The sequence below is a fragment of the Burkholderia sp. Z1 genome, from assembly GCF_014893795.1.
GTDB classification, from domain to species: Bacteria; Pseudomonadota; Gammaproteobacteria; order Burkholderiales; family Burkholderiaceae; genus Burkholderia; species Burkholderia theae.
Genome location: NZ_JACFYL010000002.1, coordinates 2,570,649 through 2,588,566, shown reverse-complemented (window position 1 = coordinate 2,588,566; position 17,918 = coordinate 2,570,649). Strand labels below are relative to the sequence as shown.

Annotated in this window: 17 protein-coding genes and 1 pseudogene; 9 read left to right on the top strand and 9 right to left on the bottom strand. The window is 65.2% G+C overall.

All coding sequences use genetic code 11. The features are described from left to right. Position 1 precedes the first annotated feature (1 nt). The 3 genes from H3H55_RS28525 (at position 2) to H3H55_RS28515 (ending at position 1,981) form a co-directional block, all read left to right on the top strand. A complete protein-coding gene (locus H3H55_RS28525; RefSeq protein WP_193101125.1) occupies positions 2-880 on the top strand; it encodes a hypothetical protein in 879 nt (292 codons plus the stop codon). Continuing rightward, positions 877-1,383: an endonuclease V gene (locus H3H55_RS28520; protein ID WP_048250076.1), complete on the top strand. Its 507-nt coding sequence runs from the start codon at positions 877-879 to the stop codon at positions 1,381-1,383. Before H3H55_RS28525 ends, H3H55_RS28520 begins: the two co-directional genes overlap by 4 nt. Before the next feature lie 133 nt (positions 1,384-1,516). Next, complete coding sequence (locus H3H55_RS28515) at positions 1,517-1,981, top strand: hypothetical protein (protein ID WP_193101124.1); 465 nt, start codon at positions 1,517-1,519, stop codon at positions 1,979-1,981. A 194-nt stretch (positions 1,982-2,175) separates the two neighbouring features. On the opposite strand, the gene argG is transcribed toward H3H55_RS28515, so the two are convergent. The 3 genes from argG to H3H55_RS28500 all read right to left on the bottom strand — a co-directional run bounded on the left by argG (position 2,176) and on the right by H3H55_RS28500 (position 6,599). Then, on the bottom strand, positions 2,176-3,510 hold the full coding sequence (gene argG, locus H3H55_RS28510) for an argininosuccinate synthase (RefSeq protein ID WP_193101123.1): 1,335 nt from the start codon (positions 3,508-3,510) through the stop codon (positions 2,176-2,178). Positions 3,511-3,839: 329 nt separating this feature from the next. Then, positions 3,840-4,910, bottom strand: a complete 1,071-nt coding sequence (locus H3H55_RS28505; RefSeq protein WP_193101122.1) for an FUSC family protein — start codon at positions 4,908-4,910, stop codon at positions 3,840-3,842. Positions 4,911-5,066: 156 nt separating this feature from the next. Next, the gene (locus H3H55_RS28500; RefSeq protein ID WP_193101121.1) at positions 5,067-6,599 is read right to left on the bottom strand and encodes a sensor domain-containing diguanylate cyclase; all 1,533 of its coding nucleotides are present in this window, start codon (positions 6,597-6,599) and stop codon (positions 5,067-5,069) included. Between the two features lie 587 nt (positions 6,600-7,186). Here H3H55_RS28500 and H3H55_RS28495 point away from each other — a divergent pair. From H3H55_RS28495 to H3H55_RS28480, 4 genes are all read left to right on the top strand, one after another. Continuing rightward, positions 7,187-8,722 (top strand): amino acid permease, encoded by a 1,536-nt coding sequence (locus H3H55_RS28495; protein WP_048250081.1) that lies wholly within the window; start codon positions 7,187-7,189, stop codon positions 8,720-8,722. Positions 8,723-8,983: 261 nt separating this feature from the next. Next, on the top strand, positions 8,984-9,229 hold the full coding sequence (locus H3H55_RS28490) for a DUF3717 domain-containing protein (RefSeq protein ID WP_048250082.1): 246 nt from the start codon (positions 8,984-8,986) through the stop codon (positions 9,227-9,229). Positions 9,230-9,407: 178 nt separating this feature from the next. Further along, entirely contained in the window at positions 9,408-10,325 is a 918-nt protein-coding gene (locus H3H55_RS28485; RefSeq protein WP_193101120.1) for a LysR family transcriptional regulator, read from the top strand. A 109-nt stretch (positions 10,326-10,434) separates the two neighbouring features. After that, entirely contained in the window at positions 10,435-11,250 is an 816-nt protein-coding gene (locus H3H55_RS28480; protein ID WP_193101119.1) for an alpha/beta fold hydrolase, read from the top strand. A 36-nt stretch (positions 11,251-11,286) separates the two neighbouring features. Here H3H55_RS28480 and H3H55_RS28475 read toward each other — a convergent pair whose 3' ends face one another. The 4 genes and pseudogenes from H3H55_RS28475 to H3H55_RS28465 all read right to left on the bottom strand — a co-directional run bounded on the left by H3H55_RS28475 (position 11,287) and on the right by H3H55_RS28465 (position 14,005). Beyond that, on the bottom strand, positions 11,287-11,640 hold the full coding sequence (locus H3H55_RS28475; protein WP_048250085.1) for a hypothetical protein: 354 nt from the start codon (positions 11,638-11,640) through the stop codon (positions 11,287-11,289). 179 nt (positions 11,641-11,819) lie between these two features. Then, complete coding sequence (locus H3H55_RS37700) at positions 11,820-12,992, bottom strand: MlaD family protein (protein WP_319022335.1); 1,173 nt, start codon at positions 12,990-12,992, stop codon at positions 11,820-11,822. Between the two features lie 88 nt (positions 12,993-13,080). Next, a pseudogene (locus tag H3H55_RS37415) lies at positions 13,081-13,368 on the bottom strand (MlaD family protein); the annotation flags it as partial. Continuing rightward, entirely contained in the window at positions 13,343-14,005 is a 663-nt protein-coding gene (locus H3H55_RS28465) for a DUF3313 domain-containing protein (RefSeq protein WP_193101118.1), read from the bottom strand. The gene H3H55_RS28465 and the pseudogene H3H55_RS37415, both read right to left, overlap by 26 nt. A 389-nt stretch (positions 14,006-14,394) precedes the next feature. On the opposite strand from H3H55_RS28465, the gene H3H55_RS28460 reads away from it, so the two are divergent. Beyond that, positions 14,395-15,012 carry a TetR family transcriptional regulator gene (locus tag H3H55_RS28460; RefSeq protein WP_193101117.1) on the top strand — a complete coding sequence of 206 codons (618 nt, stop codon included), beginning with the start codon at positions 14,395-14,397 and terminating at the stop codon, positions 15,010-15,012. 113 nt (positions 15,013-15,125) lie between these two features. On the opposite strand, the gene H3H55_RS28455 is transcribed toward H3H55_RS28460, so the two are convergent. Next, a complete protein-coding gene (locus tag H3H55_RS28455; protein WP_193101116.1) occupies positions 15,126-15,746 on the bottom strand; it encodes a TetR/AcrR family transcriptional regulator in 621 nt (206 codons plus the stop codon). Between the two features lie 106 nt (positions 15,747-15,852). On the opposite strand from H3H55_RS28455, the gene H3H55_RS28450 reads away from it, so the two are divergent. Further along, positions 15,853-17,094 (top strand): glycosyltransferase, encoded by a 1,242-nt coding sequence (locus tag H3H55_RS28450; RefSeq protein WP_193101115.1) that lies wholly within the window; start codon positions 15,853-15,855, stop codon positions 17,092-17,094. 9 nt (positions 17,095-17,103) lie between these two features. On the opposite strand, the gene hutC is transcribed toward H3H55_RS28450, so the two are convergent. Next, positions 17,104-17,799 carry a histidine utilization repressor gene (gene hutC / locus H3H55_RS28445; RefSeq protein ID WP_193101114.1) on the bottom strand — a complete coding sequence of 232 codons (696 nt, stop codon included), beginning with the start codon at positions 17,797-17,799 and terminating at the stop codon, positions 17,104-17,106. Positions 17,800-17,918: the final 119 nt, after the last annotated feature.

Below are 17,918 nucleotides of genomic sequence, written 5' to 3'. Positions count from 1 at the left end.
GTTGAACAGGGTAAATATCGAGTTAATGGAGCGGAAAGGTGGGCGATATTTTCTTTCCGGAAAGGAGTTTTCTGGAGTTGCCTTCGAAATTGGGAAAGATCAAAGGGTGCGCGCGATAGAGCTGGTGGATGGTGTCGAAGTGGGGGGCTACCGTCCAATTTGCGCGAGCCCTAGTGATGGATTTGATCAGGTTGATCTGACCGGAATGTTGTCTGACTATGAGGTGCCGTTGTACCAGGGGCGGCCATTCAGCGGAATCGGATATGAATTTGATGACGGTGCCTGCACGCGGGAAGTCTTTCTGCGGAATGGCATCGTGTATTCAGAGGCCAGGTGGACCGAGGCTGGAGGGATGGTTTATTTTGACGTTCCTAATGATGAATTTGGTGAGGTTTATGAGTGGTATTCGTCAGGTGGGCTGAAGAGTGTAGATATAACGACCAATGCCGAGTTTTATGGCGGGATGCGTTTTTCTGAGGGCGGGCGGCTCGTAATCTTGAGTGCGTGCAACGGTTTTCTTGAAGCTATTCCGCGAATAGTAAGGGAGGCTCGATTTTTTCCCGTTTCTACAGTTCACGATGTCGAGAAGCTCGAGGTATCAGATGATCTGACTCTCTTTGGCGGAGATGTTGGAGATGAATTCTTTCGATATTTGAGCGATTGCGGGATGTTGAGGGATGTTGCAGTGCTCAAATTGGCAAATGTTGGCGTGAAATTCTTGAGCTTGGCGGATCTTCCGCATTTGGGAGAATTGCACGTCGACGGATTCGAGTTAACGGGCATCAAGCACGGCAGTGGCGAGTACCTTGATCTTGAGTCATTTGTCAAGGGAGGCAACTCCTCCATTAAGATTTTTGTGGACGGGCGTGAGGTAACGTGATTTTAATCGTCGACGTGTCCTACTCCGATGACAGCGCGCTCGCCGCAGGAATGGTGATTGAATCCTGGGAAAGCAACGTAGTGGTCGAGAGACTGACGGCCAATGTCGATAGTCTGGCAAGCTACATCCCCGGAAAATTCTATTTGCGTGAATTGCCGTGCATCATCGAGTTGCTGAAGCGTGTCGAACATCCGCTTGAATGTATCGTCGTCGATGGCTATGTGACGCTTGGCGCCGACGAGTGTCCAGGCCTCGGTATGCGGTTGTGGCAACACCTTGATGGCAAGGTTCCGGTAGTCGGCGTCGCAAAGACCAAATTCCTGGGAACGCCAGAAAACGCAGAAATTCTGCGCGGAGGCAGTTCGAAGCCGCTGTTTGTTACTGCTGCCGGTATCGATTTGGAGTTGGCAAAGAGCAATATTGTGAAAATGGTCGGGAAATTCAGAATTCCGGACCTGATCAAAGCCACTGACAGACTCTCTCGAAATTCGGGCGACTCGTGATGGCGAGGCTTGATGGTGCCGACCTGTTGTGCCAAGCGCCGGCATGCATGGCGTCCTCGAAAGTGGGCGTGAGCGCGTAGACAAGCTCAAGGTAGGGCCACCTCATACTGGATAAATTTTCAAAAGAAAAATAATGAATAATTCCAAATCATTCGACTTCGCATCGTTTGTATCTGTTAATCAGTGTGCTGGCGTTTCTGGGCTTGACTATGTTCATGTTGTCTATAAGGATCGTGGTCTGGTTTATGATTTTCTTTTCCGCCTTGGGAAATTGTTTTTGCCAGATTTCAAGGTTGTGGGCGGGGCGATATTCGTCTCTGAATTGTTCCGTGACGAAGTGTACAAAAGGCTGCTGAGCGACGGAAAGGCTTCTCACGAAATTCAATTCTGGATAAATCTGATTGAAATAACGGGGATGTTTGATGACATTGATACCGACCAGGCTGCCGAGCTCGCAAAATTGATCGTCGATGGCTGGAATGCGAAATTACAGAGGGAGTTTGGCGATGTGTCAGTGCCGGCGCGGGTCTTATGTGACGATGAAACCGGGGAAGTATTTGTAACGATCGGACATCAAGACAAAAGGGCCGACGAGTGACCGCTTGCACGTACGGCGGCCGAGAAATTCAGCGACGAGTGTCTGCAAGAACTTGCAGGCTGAACGCCGGCGACCAACAGCGACGTTGCTTGACGACGTGAAGGAAGCCACGCTGGCGCTTCACTGAGGAAGGGAGATGGTGTAACACAGCCGGGCGGCAGAACCCGCCGCCCGGCCGCAATCAACAGCGCGACTTACTTCTCGTCGCTCTTGATCTGCGGCAGCGCCGACGATTCGCCCGGCGTCAGCAGGCCGACTTGCGAATACACGCGCAGCTTGTCGCGCGTATCGGTGATGTCGAGGTTGCGCATCGTCAGCTGGCCGATCCGGTCGCGCGGCGAGAACGTCGATGCGACCTTCTCCATCGACAGGCGTTCCGGCTGATACGTGAGGTTCGGCGACTTCGTGCTCAGGATCGAGTAGTCGTTGCCGCGGCGCAGTTCGATCTTCACTTCGCCGGTGATCGCGCGCGCGACCCAGCGTTGCGCGGTTTCGCGCAGCATGATCGCCTGCGGGTCGAACCAGCGGCCCTGGTACAGCAGGCGGCCGAGACGGCGGCCGTTCTCGCGGTACTGCTCGATCGTGTCTTCGTTGTGGATGCCGGTGACGAGACGCTCGTATGCGATGTACAGCAGCGCGAGGCCCGGGGCTTCGTAGATGCCGCGGCTCTTCGCCTCGATGATCCGGTTCTCGATCTGGTCGCTCATGCCGAGGCCGTGGCGGCCGCCGATGCGGTTGGCTTCCAGCAGCAGCTCGACCGGGTCGGTGAACTCGATGCCGTTCAGCGCGACCGGCTGGCCGGCTTCGAAGCGCACCGTCACTTCTTCCGCGGCGATCTTCACGTCGTCGCGCCAGAACGCGACGCCCATGATCGGGTTCACGATCTTGATGCCGCTTTCGAGGCTTTCGAGATCCTTCGCTTCGTGCGTCGCGCCGAGCAGGTTCGAATCGGTCGAATAGGCCTTCTCGGCCGACATCTTGTACGCGAAGCCCGCCTGGCGCATGAATTCGGACATTTCAGCGCGGCCGCCGAGCTCGTCGATGAACGTCTGGTCGAGCCACGGCTTGTAGATCTTCAGATCCGGGTTCACGAGCAGGCCGTAGCGGTAGAAACGCTCGATGTCGTTGCCCTTGTACGTGCTGCCGTCGCCCCAGATGTTGACGCCGTCTTCCTTCATCGCGGCGACGAGCATCGTGCCCGTCACGGCGCGGCCGATCGGCGTCGTGTTGAAGTACGTGACGCCGGCGGTCGTGATGTGGAACGCGCCGCTTTGCAGCGCCGCGATGCCTTCGGCGACGAGCTGCGCGCGGCAGTCGATCAGGCGGGCGCCGGCTGCGCCGTATTCGATCGCACGCTTCGGGATCGCGTCGTAATCGTCTTCGTCGGGCTGGCCGAGGTTCGCCGTATATGCGTACGGGACGGCGCCCTTCAGTTTCATCCAGTGCAGCGCGGCGCTGGTGTCCAGGCCGCCGGAGAAGGCGATACCGACCTTCTGGCCGGTCGGGAGGCTTTCGAGAATCGTGCTCATAGGAATTACCGTGGATTGGGTCCGGTGGGATCGTATTTCGCGGAATATGCGAGTATCGGCTGTCCGGGAAGTTGGGGCAAGGGCTGATTTTCGCGCGGATTCGTCGTCGGGCCTGTCGCGGCGGGCCTGGCGGGCGGTTAACCAGGTGGAGAACGCCGTGCGAATCGGCGCGAAATGGCGGCAGAAACGGGCCGGGCAAGCTGCAGTCGCGGGCCGTATTTCCGGGGCCGGATCGGTGGAAGGGCGGGGCCGTCGTCGTCAGGTCGCCGACCCACCGTACCGAAAGGAATATGAAAGACAGGCGTGCGAAACCCGGATTCCCGCTTGCTTCAGATATTCCACGACTGGGCGGTATCGAGCAGCTTCTCGCGCAACTGATCGACTTCGCCGGCCAGCTTGGCCGTGATCGACACATAACCGGACAGTTGCGGCGGCGGCGCGTCGTGCGGTGGATCGGCCGGCCGGCGGCGCGGCGAGAGCCGGCCCGGCGTGCCGAACTTGAGCGCGCGGCTGGCGCCGACGAGCGTGTCGCGGATGCGCCGGTTCACGGCTTTCATGTCGACGCGCATGTATTCGCGGGCCGCGACGTCGTCGCGGGCCGGCACCGCACTCGACAGGATCTCCAGGTAGCCGATGCACAGGCGCAGGCTGCGCTGGATCGCCTCGAGCTGCATCATCGACGTCTCGCATTCCTTCGACACCGACGGCATCAGCGAACGCAGCTGCACGAGCAGCGCGCTCAGCGCGGCCATTTCCTTCAGGTGGGTGTCGTCGCTCACGTGGCGGTCGCCCGCGAGCCGCGCATGCACGGCCGCGCACGCGCGCAGCGCGTCGGCCAGCTTGTAGCGCCACGAGTAGGTCGCATAGAGCGGCAGCGCGAACGAGAACGCCAGCGCGATCGCGATGCCGGTCAGCACGTTCACCGCGCGCCACAGGCCGTCGACGATCTCGTTGTCGCCGTGCCCGGCCACGATCACCATCGTGATCGCCGACAGCAGCGCGATATAGCCGGCCTTGCCGATCGCGTGATACGCGCAGAACCCGCAGGCCACCGCCATCAGTAGGTAGATCGCGAGCGGCGCGTGCACGACCGAATACAGCAGGATCAGCCCGAGCCCCGCGAGCGCGCCGATCGACGTGCCGAGCGCGCGCTCGGCCGCCTTCTTGCGGATGTTGCCGTGATGCTGCAGCCCGCCGACGACGATCAGCACGGTGATCGTCGACCACTCGCCGTGCGGCACGCGCAGGCCGGTGGACAGGCCGATCGACACGAGAATCGCGAGCGCGACGCGCGCCGCATGGATCAGCTTCGCGTGCCGGTAGCGGCGGTACGGGTCGAACAGCGGGCGAAGCGCGTTGCGCAGGAGCAGCGGCAGCCGGGTAGGGAGAGAAGCGGTCATGACGGAACTGGGGTGGCCGGATCGCGCACGGCGGCCTGCGCGGGCCGGCGCCGCGCCGCGTGCGCAGCAGACGTAACGTAGCCGAACGCGCGCGGGCTGTCCACGGCGGGGCGGTCCGGCCGGGCCGGCCGCCGCGTTACGTCACATCACGTCACGTCACGCCGCGTCTTGCGTCGGCTGCGCGTCCGACACGCGGTTGCGGCCGCCGGACTTCGCGCGGTACAGCGCCTCGTCGGCGCGCCGCAGCAGCGTCGCGGCGTTCATGCGGCCGTCGGCGGCGGTCGCCGTGCCGATGCTGGCCGTGACGCGCCCGTACGGGCTTTGCACGTGGGCGATGTCGAGCCCTGCAATCGCGCGCCGGATACCTTCGGCGACGGTCGCCGCCCCCCGCGCGTCGGTGTCGGGCAGCGTGACGACGAATTCCTCGCCGCCGTAGCGCGCGACGTGGTCGCCGTCGCGGCGCAGGCAGCGCGATGCCGATTGCGCGACGCGGCGCAGCACCTCGTCGCCGGCCAGGTGGCCGTAGTAGTCGTTGAACGCCTTGAAGTGATCGACGTCGACGAACAGCACCGACAGCGGGCGGCCGCTGCGCGACGCACGCTGCGTCTCCTTCGCGAGCACCGTGTCGAACGTGCCGCGGTTGTCGAGGCCCGTCAGCGAATCGGTGTGCGCGAGCCGGTACAGCTTCGATTCGGCGATCTGCCGGCGCTTCAGCTCGCGTGACAGCGCCAGCGAACCCCACGCGATGAACCCGGTGAACAGGCACATCAGCACGACGGTCCAGACCGCGCGGTGGTGCCACGACGCGTAGATGTCGATCTCGGCGGGCGCGACGTCGACGATCAGCGGCAGGCCGGCGAGATGCTTGTAGACATAGACGCGCCGGATGCCGTCGATCGTGCCGGTGCCCGTCAGCTCGCCGGCGCGGCTGTGCAGCGACTCGATGAACAGCGGCGAATCGTGCAGGTCGAGGCCGACCACGCGTGCGTCGTACGGCAGGCGCGACACGAGCGTGCCGTTGTCCTCGACGATCGCCGCGCTGCCGTGCTTGCCGACCGCGAGGCCGTCGAGCAGCGCGCGGAAGTAGTCGACGCTGAGCGTGCCGACGACGATGCCGCCGAACGTGCCGTCGGACAGCGTGATCCGGCGGCTGAGCGCGATCGTCAGTGCGCCGCCGCGCAGCCGGGACGCATACGGCCGGCTGAGATACAGCCCCTGGACGAGCCGGTCGCGCTGCGCGGCGAAATAGTCGCGGTCGGCGAAATTGCCGTTGCGCGGCGGCGATGCGCCCGAATCGATCACGATATTGCCGTGCGGATCCATCACGAATATCGATCCGAGATACTCGCCGGTCGCCGCGCGGTCGAACAGCAGCCGGTGGCGCTGGCGCGGCGGCAGTGTCATGAGTTCCGGATCGGCGATGCCGTCGACGACGTTTTGCAGCGACAAATCGTAGAGTTCGATATTGCGCGCGATATCGCGTTCGATCAGCAACATCAGGTTGCGCGCATTTTCGACCGCATGATCATACGCGTCACGCCGCGCCTCGATTAATAGCGACGTGGAAAGTCCCCAACTGAACATCAGCAGGACGATGCCCGCAACGAGCACGCCGCGGGGCGACAGAACGCGTGCCACGATCGACGCCGTATGGCGGCGCAGCGTGGCGGGCAGTGGGAATGACTTCATCCTCGAGGGGGGCGGGCGGCGGATATTCGCGTCGTCGACGGTTCCGCGCGCTGATTATTTCGAATTAAGCCGCATTATCTCGCGAATTCCTGCAACTCGCGTGCGCATGCAAAACATGCATGCGGGAACGGCGATTCGAAACGATTACGCATCATTACCGCATTGCACGCGGGCGATTTGATTTGAATCAATTACCAGTATCGGTCGTTTTGTCTGAATAATGGTGCGCTCATCGGTTGATTTGGCGTATCGACGCGGTATTTGGCGGATTGCGACAGGAAGGCACGTACTTTTTGCGAATCGGTAAACCCGATAACCCCCATGCATTCGTGGTTATTGCACCGGGACGCGCCATGCGTGGAACGGATGCCGCCAACTCCTTGATTCTGCGAAATCTCCGTCGTGGCGGCGGGCGTTTGCGCGTGCGCTGTCCCCGTGGCGAATCAGGTAGAATCCGCGCTTCGCCGCAGGCGCCCGCCGCGCAACGCGTATCGGGGCCGCATCGAATGCATCGCAGGACGCGCCTCGCGCTCCGATTCCGCATGCGCCGGCTACGGATGCCGGCCCGCTCAACGTTCGTCTCGTTTATGTCCGCAATTCCGAAATCCGACCCACCCGGTTCGTCCGCGAACCCACCCAAGCTTCATCGCGCGCTGAAGGCGCGCCACCTGACGATGATCGCCATCGGCGGCTCGATCGGCACGGGCCTGTTCGTCGCGTCCGGCGCGTCGATCTCGCAGGCCGGCCCCGGCGGCGCGATGGTCGCGTACATGCTGATCGGCCTGATGGTCTACTTCCTGATGACGAGCCTCGGCGAGATGGCCGCGTTCATGCCGGTGTCGGGTTCGTTCGCGACCTACGGCGCGAAATACGTCGACGAAGGCTTCGGTTTCGCGCTCGGCTGGAACTACTGGTACAACTGGGCCGTGACGATCGCGGTGGAACTGGTCGCCGCGCAGCTCGTGATGCACTACTGGTTTCCGGACGTGCCGGGCGTGTGGTGGAGCGCGGCCTTCCTCGGCGTGATGTTCCTGCTCAACGCGCTCACCGTGCGCGGTTTCGGTGAAGCCGAATACTGGTTCGCGCTGATCAAGGTCGTCACCGTGGTCGCGTTCATCGGCGTCGGCCTGCTGATGATCTTCGGCATTCTGAAGGGCGCGCCGAGCAACGGCTGGGGCAACCTGACGATCGGCGACGCGCCGTTCGCGGGCGGCCTGCCGGCGTTGATGGGCGTCGCGATGATCGCGGGCTTCTCGTTCCAGGGCACCGAGCTGATCGGCGTCGCGGCCGGTGAGTCGGAGAACCCGCGCACGACGATCCCGCGCGCGGTGCGCCAGGTGTTCTGGCGCATCCTGCTGTTCTACGTGTTCGCGATCTTCGTGATCGGCGTGCTGATTCCCTATACCGACCCGAACCTGCTGAAGACGGACGTGACCGACATCGGTGTGAGCCCGTTCACGCTCGTGTTCCGCCACGCGGGCCTCGCATTCGCGGCCGGCGTGATGAACGCGGTGATCCTGACCGCCGTGCTGTCGGCCGGCAACTCGGGCATGTACGCGTCGACGCGGATGCTCTACACCCTCGCGACCGAAGGCCGCGCGCCGAAGGTGTTCGCGAAGCTGTCGCCGGGCGGCGTGCCGCGCAACGCGCTGTATGCGACGACGGCTGTCGGCGCGCTGTGCTTCTTCACGTCGCTGTACGGCGACAAGACCGTGTACCTGTGGCTGCTGAACACGTCGGGGATGACGGGTTTCATCGCGTGGCTCGGCATCGCGGTCAGCCACTACCGGTTCCGCAAGGGCTACGTGCAGCAGGGTTACGCGCTCGACCAGCTGCCGTACCAGTCGAAGTGGTTCCCGTTCGGCCCGCTGTTCGCGTTCGTGCTGTGCCTCGTGATCGCGCTCGGGCAGGACTATCAGGCGTTCCTCGCGAACCGGATCGACTGGGCCGGCGTGATCGCGACCTATGTCGGCATTCCGCTGTTCCTCGTCGTGTGGCTCGGTTTCCGGTTCCTGAAAAAGAGCCGTTTCGTGCGCTATGAAGACATGGAGATCGCGCCGTGGATCGCCGCGAGCCGCGGCGCGCAGCCGCAATCGGTGACGAATCGCGAAACCGCGGGCTGACGCGGGCGCGGCACGCAGCCGCGCGACGTGCGATGAAACGGGAAGCCTTGCGCTTCCCGTTTTTTTTCCCGGCTTTTGCCTGCACGGGGTCAAAGCCGGTTATATTGCCCGACCCTACCGGGCCACGGCCCGGCCGGCGCGACAGGCGCAGCGCGGATCGGCATCCGGCGCGCGCGGCGCGCGGCGGCCGGCGGCGCCCGGCGTTTCCATCGTTCCATCCGGGCCGGCACGGCCCGCGGAGCGCGCATCCCAGAGGAATCCATGAGCGCATCACCCGCCGAGCGGAAGGCCGGACCCGTTTCCATCGTGCGAATCGAAGCCGCGATCAACGCGTGGCGCGAAGTGTACCCGCCGGCACCGGACGGCGAGGACGGCTACGCGCTCGACGCCGGCAGCAACTGCCTCGCCGAGTTGTACGGCACGATGATCTGCTATCAGCTGCCGGACGTGCCGCTCGACTCGCTGAGCAACGCGCAGCGCGACGCGCTCTACGCGACCGAGGTGTGATGGGCGGTCGTGACGCTGCCGTCAGGCGGCGTCGATGAAACAACGGGAAGCTCGCGGGCTTCCCGTTTTGCTTTGGGCGGCGCAGGGCGGCGCGTGGCGGTTGGCGCCGCCTGGGGTATCGTCATGGCATGGTCCGGCGGTGGCTTGACGTCGGGACCCTGTCCGGGAGACATCGAAAATGGAGTTGAGACACCTCCGCTACTTCGTCGCGGTCGCCGAGGAGCGGAATTTCACGCGGGCGGCGGAACGGCTGCATATCGCGCAACCGCCGCTCAGCCGGCAGATCCAGCAGCTCGAGGAGACGCTCGGCGTGCCGCTGTTCGAGCGTAACGCGCGGCCGCTGAAGCTGACCGACGCGGGGCGTTTCTTCTATTCGCATGCGGTGCAGCTGCTCGCGCAGACGACCGAACTCGAATCGATGACGAAGCGGGTCGGCAAGATCGAGCGCAGCATGTCGGTCGGTTTCGTCGGCTCGACGCTGTACGGGATGCTGCCGAAGATCATCCGGCGCTTTCGCAGCGAGTATCCGGCCGTCGAGCTGAGCCTGCACGAGATGTCGACGATGGATCAGATCAAGGCGCTGAAGGAAGGGCGCATCGACGTCGGGTTCGGGCGTATCCGCCACGAGGATCCGAGCGTGCGGCGCGTCGTGCTGCGCGAAGAGCGGATGATCGTCGCGCTACCGGTCGGCCATGTGCTCGACAGCGCGAAGCCCGTGCTGTCGCTGCACGATCTCGTGAACGACACGCTGATCATCTTCCCGAAGGCGCCGCGCCCGAGCTATGCGGACCAGGTGCTTGCTGCCTTCCACGATCGCGCGCTGCAACCGCGGCGGATCTACGAGACGCGCGAACTGCAGATCGCGCTCGGCCTCGTCGCGATGGGCGAGGGCGTGTCGGTCGTGCCGCACAGCGTGTATGGGCTGAAGCGCGACGACATCAGCTACAAGCCGCTCGACGATCCGAACCTCGTGTCGCCGATCATCATGAGCATGCGGATGCTCGACGAATCGGAGGACATCCGCGCGATGCAGGCGCTGATCTACCGGCTGTACGACGAAGCGCAGATGGACTACCTGCCGCCGCAGCCCGAATGAGCCCGCGCGCGGTGAGGGCTTGCTTGACGCCGCGCGCGCTCGCGGGCCAACATGCGGCGATTCGATGGGGCCGTCCATGGACGGCCGCTTTTACGCAGACGACAGACACATGACCGAGAGCCTGATCGAGGAGACCACCATCGAGACGCCGCAAGGGCGTCTCTTTGCGAAGCGCTGGCGCGCCCGTCCGCTGCAGGACGCGGCGGGCGTATCCGCACCGGCCGCACCGATCGTGCTGCTGCACGATTCGCTCGGCTGCGTCGATCTGTGGCGCGACTTTCCCGCGCAACTCGCAAGCGCCACGCAACGCGACGTGATCGCGTACGACCGCCTCGGCTTCGGCCGCTCGGACCGTCATCCGGGAACGCTCGGCACGACCTTCGTGCGCGATGAGGCCGACCACGCGTTCGACGCGTTGCTCGAACAGCTCGGCGTCGATGCGTTCGTCGCGTTCGGGCACAGCGTCGGCGGCGGGATGGCGGTCGGATGTGCCGCCGCGCATCCGGATCGTTGTCGCGCGCTCGTCACGGTCGCCGCGCAAGCATTCGTCGAGGATCGCACGCTGGCCGGCATTCGCGACGCCGGCGAGCAGTTCGACGAACCGGGGCAACTCGACCGGCTCGCGCGTTATCACGGCGACAAGGCCGAATGGGTGCTGCGCGCGTGGGTCGACACGTGGCTGTCGCCGGCCTTTCGCGACTGGAATCTCGAGGACGACTTGCCGCGCGTGCAATGCGCGACACTCGCGATTCACGGCGAAGACGACGAATACGGGTCGGACGTGCATCCGAAGCGGATCGCCGCGCGCGTCGCGGGGCCGTCGTCGTTCCTGTTGCTCGGCCAATGCGGGCACATGCCGCACCGCGAGCGGACGGACGACGTGCTGGCCGCCGTGGCGACGTTCCTGCGCGACGCGGGCGCCTGAGCGCCCCGGCAACCGGCGGGCCGGGCCCGCCCGTTGTCAGAACGCCAGCTGGATCGCGAGATCGATCGCGAGCAGCGCGATCGAGCAGCCGATGCCGAGGATCACGTTCGGCAACCGGTGTTCGAAGTCGCGATTGTCGCGGCGCATCGCGGCGCCGAGCAGGAAGATCGCCTCGACGACGATCTGCAGCCCGACGAACAGCAGCATCAGCAGATACTCGTAACCCATCTGCTTGAACGCGGCGAATTGCATCCCGTGATCGCGGATCCACTGGCCGACGCGCAGCAGTTCGTAAACGAACAGCAAGGCGGGAAACAGGTAGCTGATGAAATAGGTCGGCGCGGTGGCGTGCCGTAGTTCGAGGTGGAAGTGCTGATGCGTGGTGGTCATCACGAATCCCTCCTTGCAACGCATGATTGCGGTTGCGACGGCGGCGCGACAACGTGCGAATGGCGGGGTTACCCGAGGCACCGTGCGCAGCCGTACGACACCAGCATACTGCTGCGCGGGAAATTTGGCATGCAGTGCGTGCGTTCGTCGTAAAAATCCGTCAGTGCCGCGCGACGCGCTCACGGCGCCGTACGGGCCGGATGCGTGGTGCCCGATACATTCGGTAACAACCATTCCGGATGCTGTTCCAGATCGCCGGCCAATGCGCGCAGCGTACTCGATGCTCGTGCGAATTGCGCCAGCGTGCGGTGGAGGTTCGATGCGTTCGCACCTTCTTGCCGCAGCGTCGCCTGCGCGGCCGCGAATGCCTGTCGTGCGTTGCTCAGCGCATCGTGCGCATGCGGTGCAAGTTCGGTATCGAGTTGCGCGAACAGCGCATTGGTGTTGACGAGCGCTGCGTTCAGATTCGCGCCCATCCGATCGAGCGGCATCCGGGCTAGCGTTCCGGCGATATCCGCAATTTGTACGCGCAGCACGTCGAGCGTGCCGGGCACGGTCGGGAGCGCGATTGGCTCGCGATTCGTGTCGACCGACGCGGGCGGCGCGTGCGGGAACATGTCGAGCGCGACGTACGAGCGGTTCGCGATCGGATTGCCCATGCGCAACTGGCCGCGCAAACCGCGCGCGACGAGCGCGCGCAGCAGTGCCTTGCCGGCATCGGTGTTGCCGTCGCCGAGCACGTCGCGGTAGCGCTGCCCGAGGCGATCGGGGTAGAGCGCCATCGTCACGCGCATCGTTACGTCGCCGCGTGCTGCGTCGTATTCGGTGCCGACGGCCGTCACGTTGCCGAGTTCGATGCCGCGAAAATCCACCGGCGCGCCGACATCGAGGCCGCGCAGCGAACGATCGAAACGCATCACGACGGGCGCGGCCGGCGCGTTCGGCGTGCGCATCGCGTCGATTTCGTTGTCGGCCACGCGAAAGCGCGCGCCGTCCGGCGCCGCGTCGATCGACGTGCGCCCCGGCGGCGCCGCGAACGCGAGCGCGCCGGCGAGCAGCGCGGCGAGCGACGGCGTGCCGAGTGTCATGCCGCCCGCGTCGAGCCGCAGGCCGAGACCGCCCGCCTGCCACCAGCGCGCATCCGCGTCGACATACCGATCGAACGGCGCGGCGACGAACACGTCGATCGAGACGCCGTGCCCGCCGGTATCGAGTGCATAACCGGTCACCTGGCCGACGCGCGCGCGCCGGTGCATCGAGCCCGATGAACGTCGTGCGCGGTTCGCGCGAATCGCCGAGCGCGGCCGCGATGTAGGCGCCGGACTGCAACGAATCGAGACCGGAAAGGCCACCGGGCCCGATGCGCGGCCGCACGATCCAGAAGCGTGTATCCGCAACCGCCAGTGCCTGAGCATCGGTGTTCAGTCGTACCTCGACGCGCACGCCCGGTTGCCCGCGCAACGCGCGTACGTTCGTGACGCGGCCGACTTCGACGTTGCGCAGCCGCAGTGTCGATCGGCCGGCTTCCAGTCCGTCGGCTGTCGCGAACGCGAGCGTGATCGTCGGCCCGCGGCTGCCGAGCGACGCGACGCCACATGTGATACAGAACGCGGCGGCCGCGAGCGGAACGATCCAGAAGAGCGCGGCCCGCGGCCAGTGGGCATACACGCGCGCGAAACACGCCAACGTGCGCCGGCGCGTGTCAGTCGAATTGCGCGACGAGTGCATCGGCGCCCTTGTCGATGCCGGTTTTCGCCGCGCTGAGCGCGCCGAAACTCGCGCCGATGTTCATCGCATTCGGATACTGCTTCGTCACGTACGCGTTGATCAACCGGTTCGTCGCTGCATCGCGGATCTCCACCGCGTAGATGACCGAGCCCGTGAACGCGCCTTCGCGGCCGCGGATCGCCTGCACGCCGTTGTAGACGTTGCCCGCGAGATCGAAATGCGCGAATGCGCCAGCAAACGTCGTGGTCGTCACGGCGCCCGTCAGCGTCAGCTTCACACGCAGCGTGTCGGGGCCCGGCGTGCTCGTCAGCTCGAAGCGCTTGCCGAGCTTCTTCGCGAACGTGTCGCCCATGTACGCGGCGAGCGTCGATTTGTCCTGGTCGGTCAGGTCGCCGAACTGATGGTCGGTGCCGCGATAGACGGCGACCGGGTCGAGAATCAGCTTCCGGTACTGATGCCAGTCCGCCGGCAGCGCGTAGCGGTAGGGCACGCGGCCGGACTTGTCCTGCGGATCGCTGCGCAGGTAGGGCGACGATTCGATGCCGCTGTAGCGGGCGGGCTGGACGCCGGCGCATCCGGCGAGCGCGACGCACAGTGCGGCATTGAGCAGGTAGCTGGACTTGATCGATCGATTCATCTGATTCTCCGGGGTGGGGTCCGCGCCGGTAGCGCCGGTGCGAAGGGTGGTGCAACAGGGTGGCGTCGCCGCCTGGGGTTCATAAAAAAACCAACCAAACGGTTTGTTTTTGGGGCGTAATGACCGCATGAATATCGGGAGCGGCAGGTGGTCCGGCAGTACTCATCGGCCCAGCAGCCGCGCCGCAGGCGGCGATCGCATACCGATGACCGGTGCGCGAAACAGCGCTGAATCCGGCCGGAGCCGATGCGGGAGCCGATCGTAGCACCGCCATTTCCGGATGTAAACCGACCAGGCGGTTTGTTTGTGATAGACTCCGCGCACTTCCTGCATGCGGTCGGGCCGGTTCGGCGCGGTCGCATTGCGCCACTCCATACCGGGGAAAGTTCATGGATAACCCGACGCGTTCCGAGCGAACGCGCACTGCCGCGATCCAGGCGGCGCTCGCGATCCTCGAGCGCGACGGCCCGGGCAAGCTCACGTTCGATGCGATTTCGCGCGAAAGCGGCATCAGCAAGGGCGGGCTGATGCATCAGTTCCGTACGAAAGGCGACGTGCTGAACGCGCTGATGGAACATCAGCAGGAGTACTACCAACGATTCCAGCGCGACTACCTGGCGGCACGCGATCCCGGTGAGGCGCAGCCGACGCTGTCCGCGCAGATCGCGACGATGCGCGAAGTGATCGACCAGCAGCCGTCGGCGGCGCTCGCGATCATGGCCGCGCTGGTCGAGGATCCCGCGCCGCTGCAGCGGGTTCGGGATATCGATGGCGAGAACGCGAAGCGCATCGCGGCCGAATCGGGCGATCCCGATCTTGCGCTGCTGCGCTGGAAGGCGGCCTGGGGCCTCGCGCTATCGGCGATGTTCGGGCTGTGCCCGCTGTCGGACGACGAGCGCGCGCGGCTGTTCGACCGTTTGCTCGACGAGACGCAATGGCCGTCGGGCGGTGATGCTGCCGCCGCGCAACGCGGCACACCGGCGGCGAAAGCGTCGCGGAAAAAATGAAGCGCGCGTTTGTCGCATGCGGCGCGGCGGTCGCCCGTTTCTTGCGCTCGCTGCTCGCGGTCGTGCTCGGGCGCTTGTGAGTTGATGACCGCCTGACCGGTGGCTCGCGCCGCTCAGCGCTTCGCTTCCGCGCCTTCGACAAACAGCTTCGCGACCGACTGAAACTCCCGTTTCAACGACAACCCCGGCACGGTCAGCCAGCGCAGCATCGCCGCGAGATACAGGTGATGGAACCACGTCGCGAGCTGGTCGGCCCGCAGCGTTGCGTTCAGTTCGCCGGATTGCTGCCCCGCGGCGATCAGTTGCTGCCACACCAGCGCGATATCGCTGCCGTTCTCTCCGCCGCTTTCCGGTTCGACCGCGCCGATGCTCAGGAAGCGGTGCCGCAGATAGGCGAGCAGGTACACCGGATGCTGCTCGCACCACGCGGCCGATGCGTCGAGCACGCAGCCAATGCGTGACGCGAAGGTCTTGCGCCGCGCAACATCACGCTGCAGATGCGCGAGATCGCGCGCGAGTTCGCCTTCGAGCCAGTGCGCGAGCACGGCCTCCTTCGTCGGAAAGTGGTTGTACAGCGTGCGCTTCGCGACGTCGGCCTGCGCGGCGATCTGCTCCATCGTGACGGCTTCGTAGCCGTGTGCATCGAATAGGCGCGCGCCGGTGGCGGCGAGATGCGCAAGCATCTGGATGCGCTTGCGCGCGCGGCGGCCCGGATCGTCGGTCGGAATCGGCATGGCGGGAGGGATTGACTGAAAGTGCACGAATTGCATTAGTATACGACGTGCACTTTTATGAATCCACCCGTTTCCGTTCGTTTCCGCTGCGCACGAGGAGTCATGCATGAAGCTCGTCATCGCCACCTACGGCACCGAAGGCGACACGCGCCCGCTTGCGGCGCTCGGCCGTGCGCTGATGGACGCCGGCCACGACGTCCGGCTGCTGGCCGACGCCGCGACGCTCGGCTCGGCTGCCGCGCTCGGTGTGCCGTCGGCGCCGTTGTCCGGCGATATCCGCCGCGCGATAGCGCCGGATGGCGCGTTGTCGGAGGCGGTGCGCGGGCGCGGCGGCTTCAACGACACGTCGAAGGCGCTCGCGGCGATCGCGAATGCGAACACGGCCGCATGGATGCGAGAAATCGCGGACGCGTCGGCCGGTTGCGACGCGATCCTCGTGTCGGGGCTCGCGTCGTTCGTCGGACTGTCGGTCGCCGAGTATCGCGGTGTGCCGGCAATCGGCACGGGCATGATCCCGATCACGCCAACCGCGGAATTCGCGTCGCCGTTCTTGCCGCCGGGCAAGTTGCCGCGCTGGCTGAACCGCGCGAGCCACCGGTTCGTGAACGCGCTGCTGTGGCAGGCCTTCAGGAAGGCGACGAACGCTGCGCGCGCAAGCGTCTGCGGGTTGCCGCCGCGCAAGCGGGTGTGGACCGACCATCCGATGCTGTACGGCGTGTCGCCGGCGCTGTTGTCCGGGCCGGCCGACTGGCCGTCGCAGGCGCTTGCATGCGGCCAGTGGCGGATCGATGCGCGCGCATGGACGCCGCTGCCCGACCTTTCCGCGTTTCTCGAATCGGGCGATCCGCCGGTGTATATCGGTTTCGGCAGCATGGCCGGGTTCGACCGGGCCGCGATGGCCGACGCGCTGGTCCATGCGCTCGCCGGGCGGCGCGCGCTGTTCTATCCGGGCTGGAGCGGCATCGATGCGTCGCTGTTGCCGGCGCACGTGTGCGTGATCGGCGAAACACCGCACGACTGGCTGTTCCCGCGCACGTCGATGGCGATCCATCACGGCGGGTCGGGCACCACGCATTCGGCCGCGCGGGCCGGCATTCCATCGATCGTCGTGCCGTTCGCGGGCGATCAGTTCTTCTGGGCGGACCGGTTGCAGAGGCTTGGCGTGACGGATGCACCGGTGGCGGGGCGGCGCGTGGACGCTGCCGCGCTTGCGCGGGCGATCGCGTTTGCCGAACGCGGCGACACGAAGGCGCGTGCCGCGGAACTCGGCACGCGTATCGCGCAGGAGGACGGTTTGAAACTGGCGGTCAGTGCGATCGAGAGATGGGGGCGGCCCGGCGCGCGCTGATGCCGCGCGTCAGAAATGCCCGGTGAACCGGTAGCGGCTGCCCGGATGCCACAGGTTGGCGACCGACGCGACCATCCCTTGCGACCACGTGCGCCGATGCAGCAGCAGACACGGCTCGCGGTCGTCCATCGTCAGATGGCGGCGCGTGTCGGTGTCGGGCATCGCGGCCTCGATCCGGTATTCGACGCGCTGCAGCGGCGCGACGCGCGTCAGGTACTGGTTCGGCGTCGTCGTCGTGAAGTCCTGCAACGCGTATTCGGGTGCGCAGGCCGGATTGACCCAGCGTTCCTCGAGCTGCACGGGCGTGTCGTTCTCGAAGTGCAGCACGCGCGAATGGAAGATCGGGCTGCCCGTGTCGAGCTGCAGTTCGTCGGCGAGCTTCGCATCGGCGATGGCCGCGCCGACCTGCAGCACCTGCGCGCGATAGCCGTGGCCGCGCGCGGCGACTTCGTCAGAGATGCTGCGGATCGCGACGAGCGTCGATTCGTATTTCGGCGACGCGACATACGTGCCGGAGCCGCGCGTGCGCGTGAGCACCTGCTCGGCCGTCAGCTCGCGCAGCGCGCGGTTGACGGTCATCCGCGCGACGTTGAATTCGCGCGCGAGCTCGTTCTCCGACGGCACCTGGTCGCCTTCCGCCCATTCGCCGGCATGAATGCGCGCGAGGATGAAGTCCTTGATTTCCTGATAGATCGGTGTGGTCATTGCGTCGCTATTCGATTGGCGGCGTTCGTCCGGGACGGGTGAATGTTCCCTGCTCGCGCGTGTTGCGTCCATGCGGGATTGCGCAGGGTGCTCCGGCGGTCGTGCCGTGCCGCGCCCGC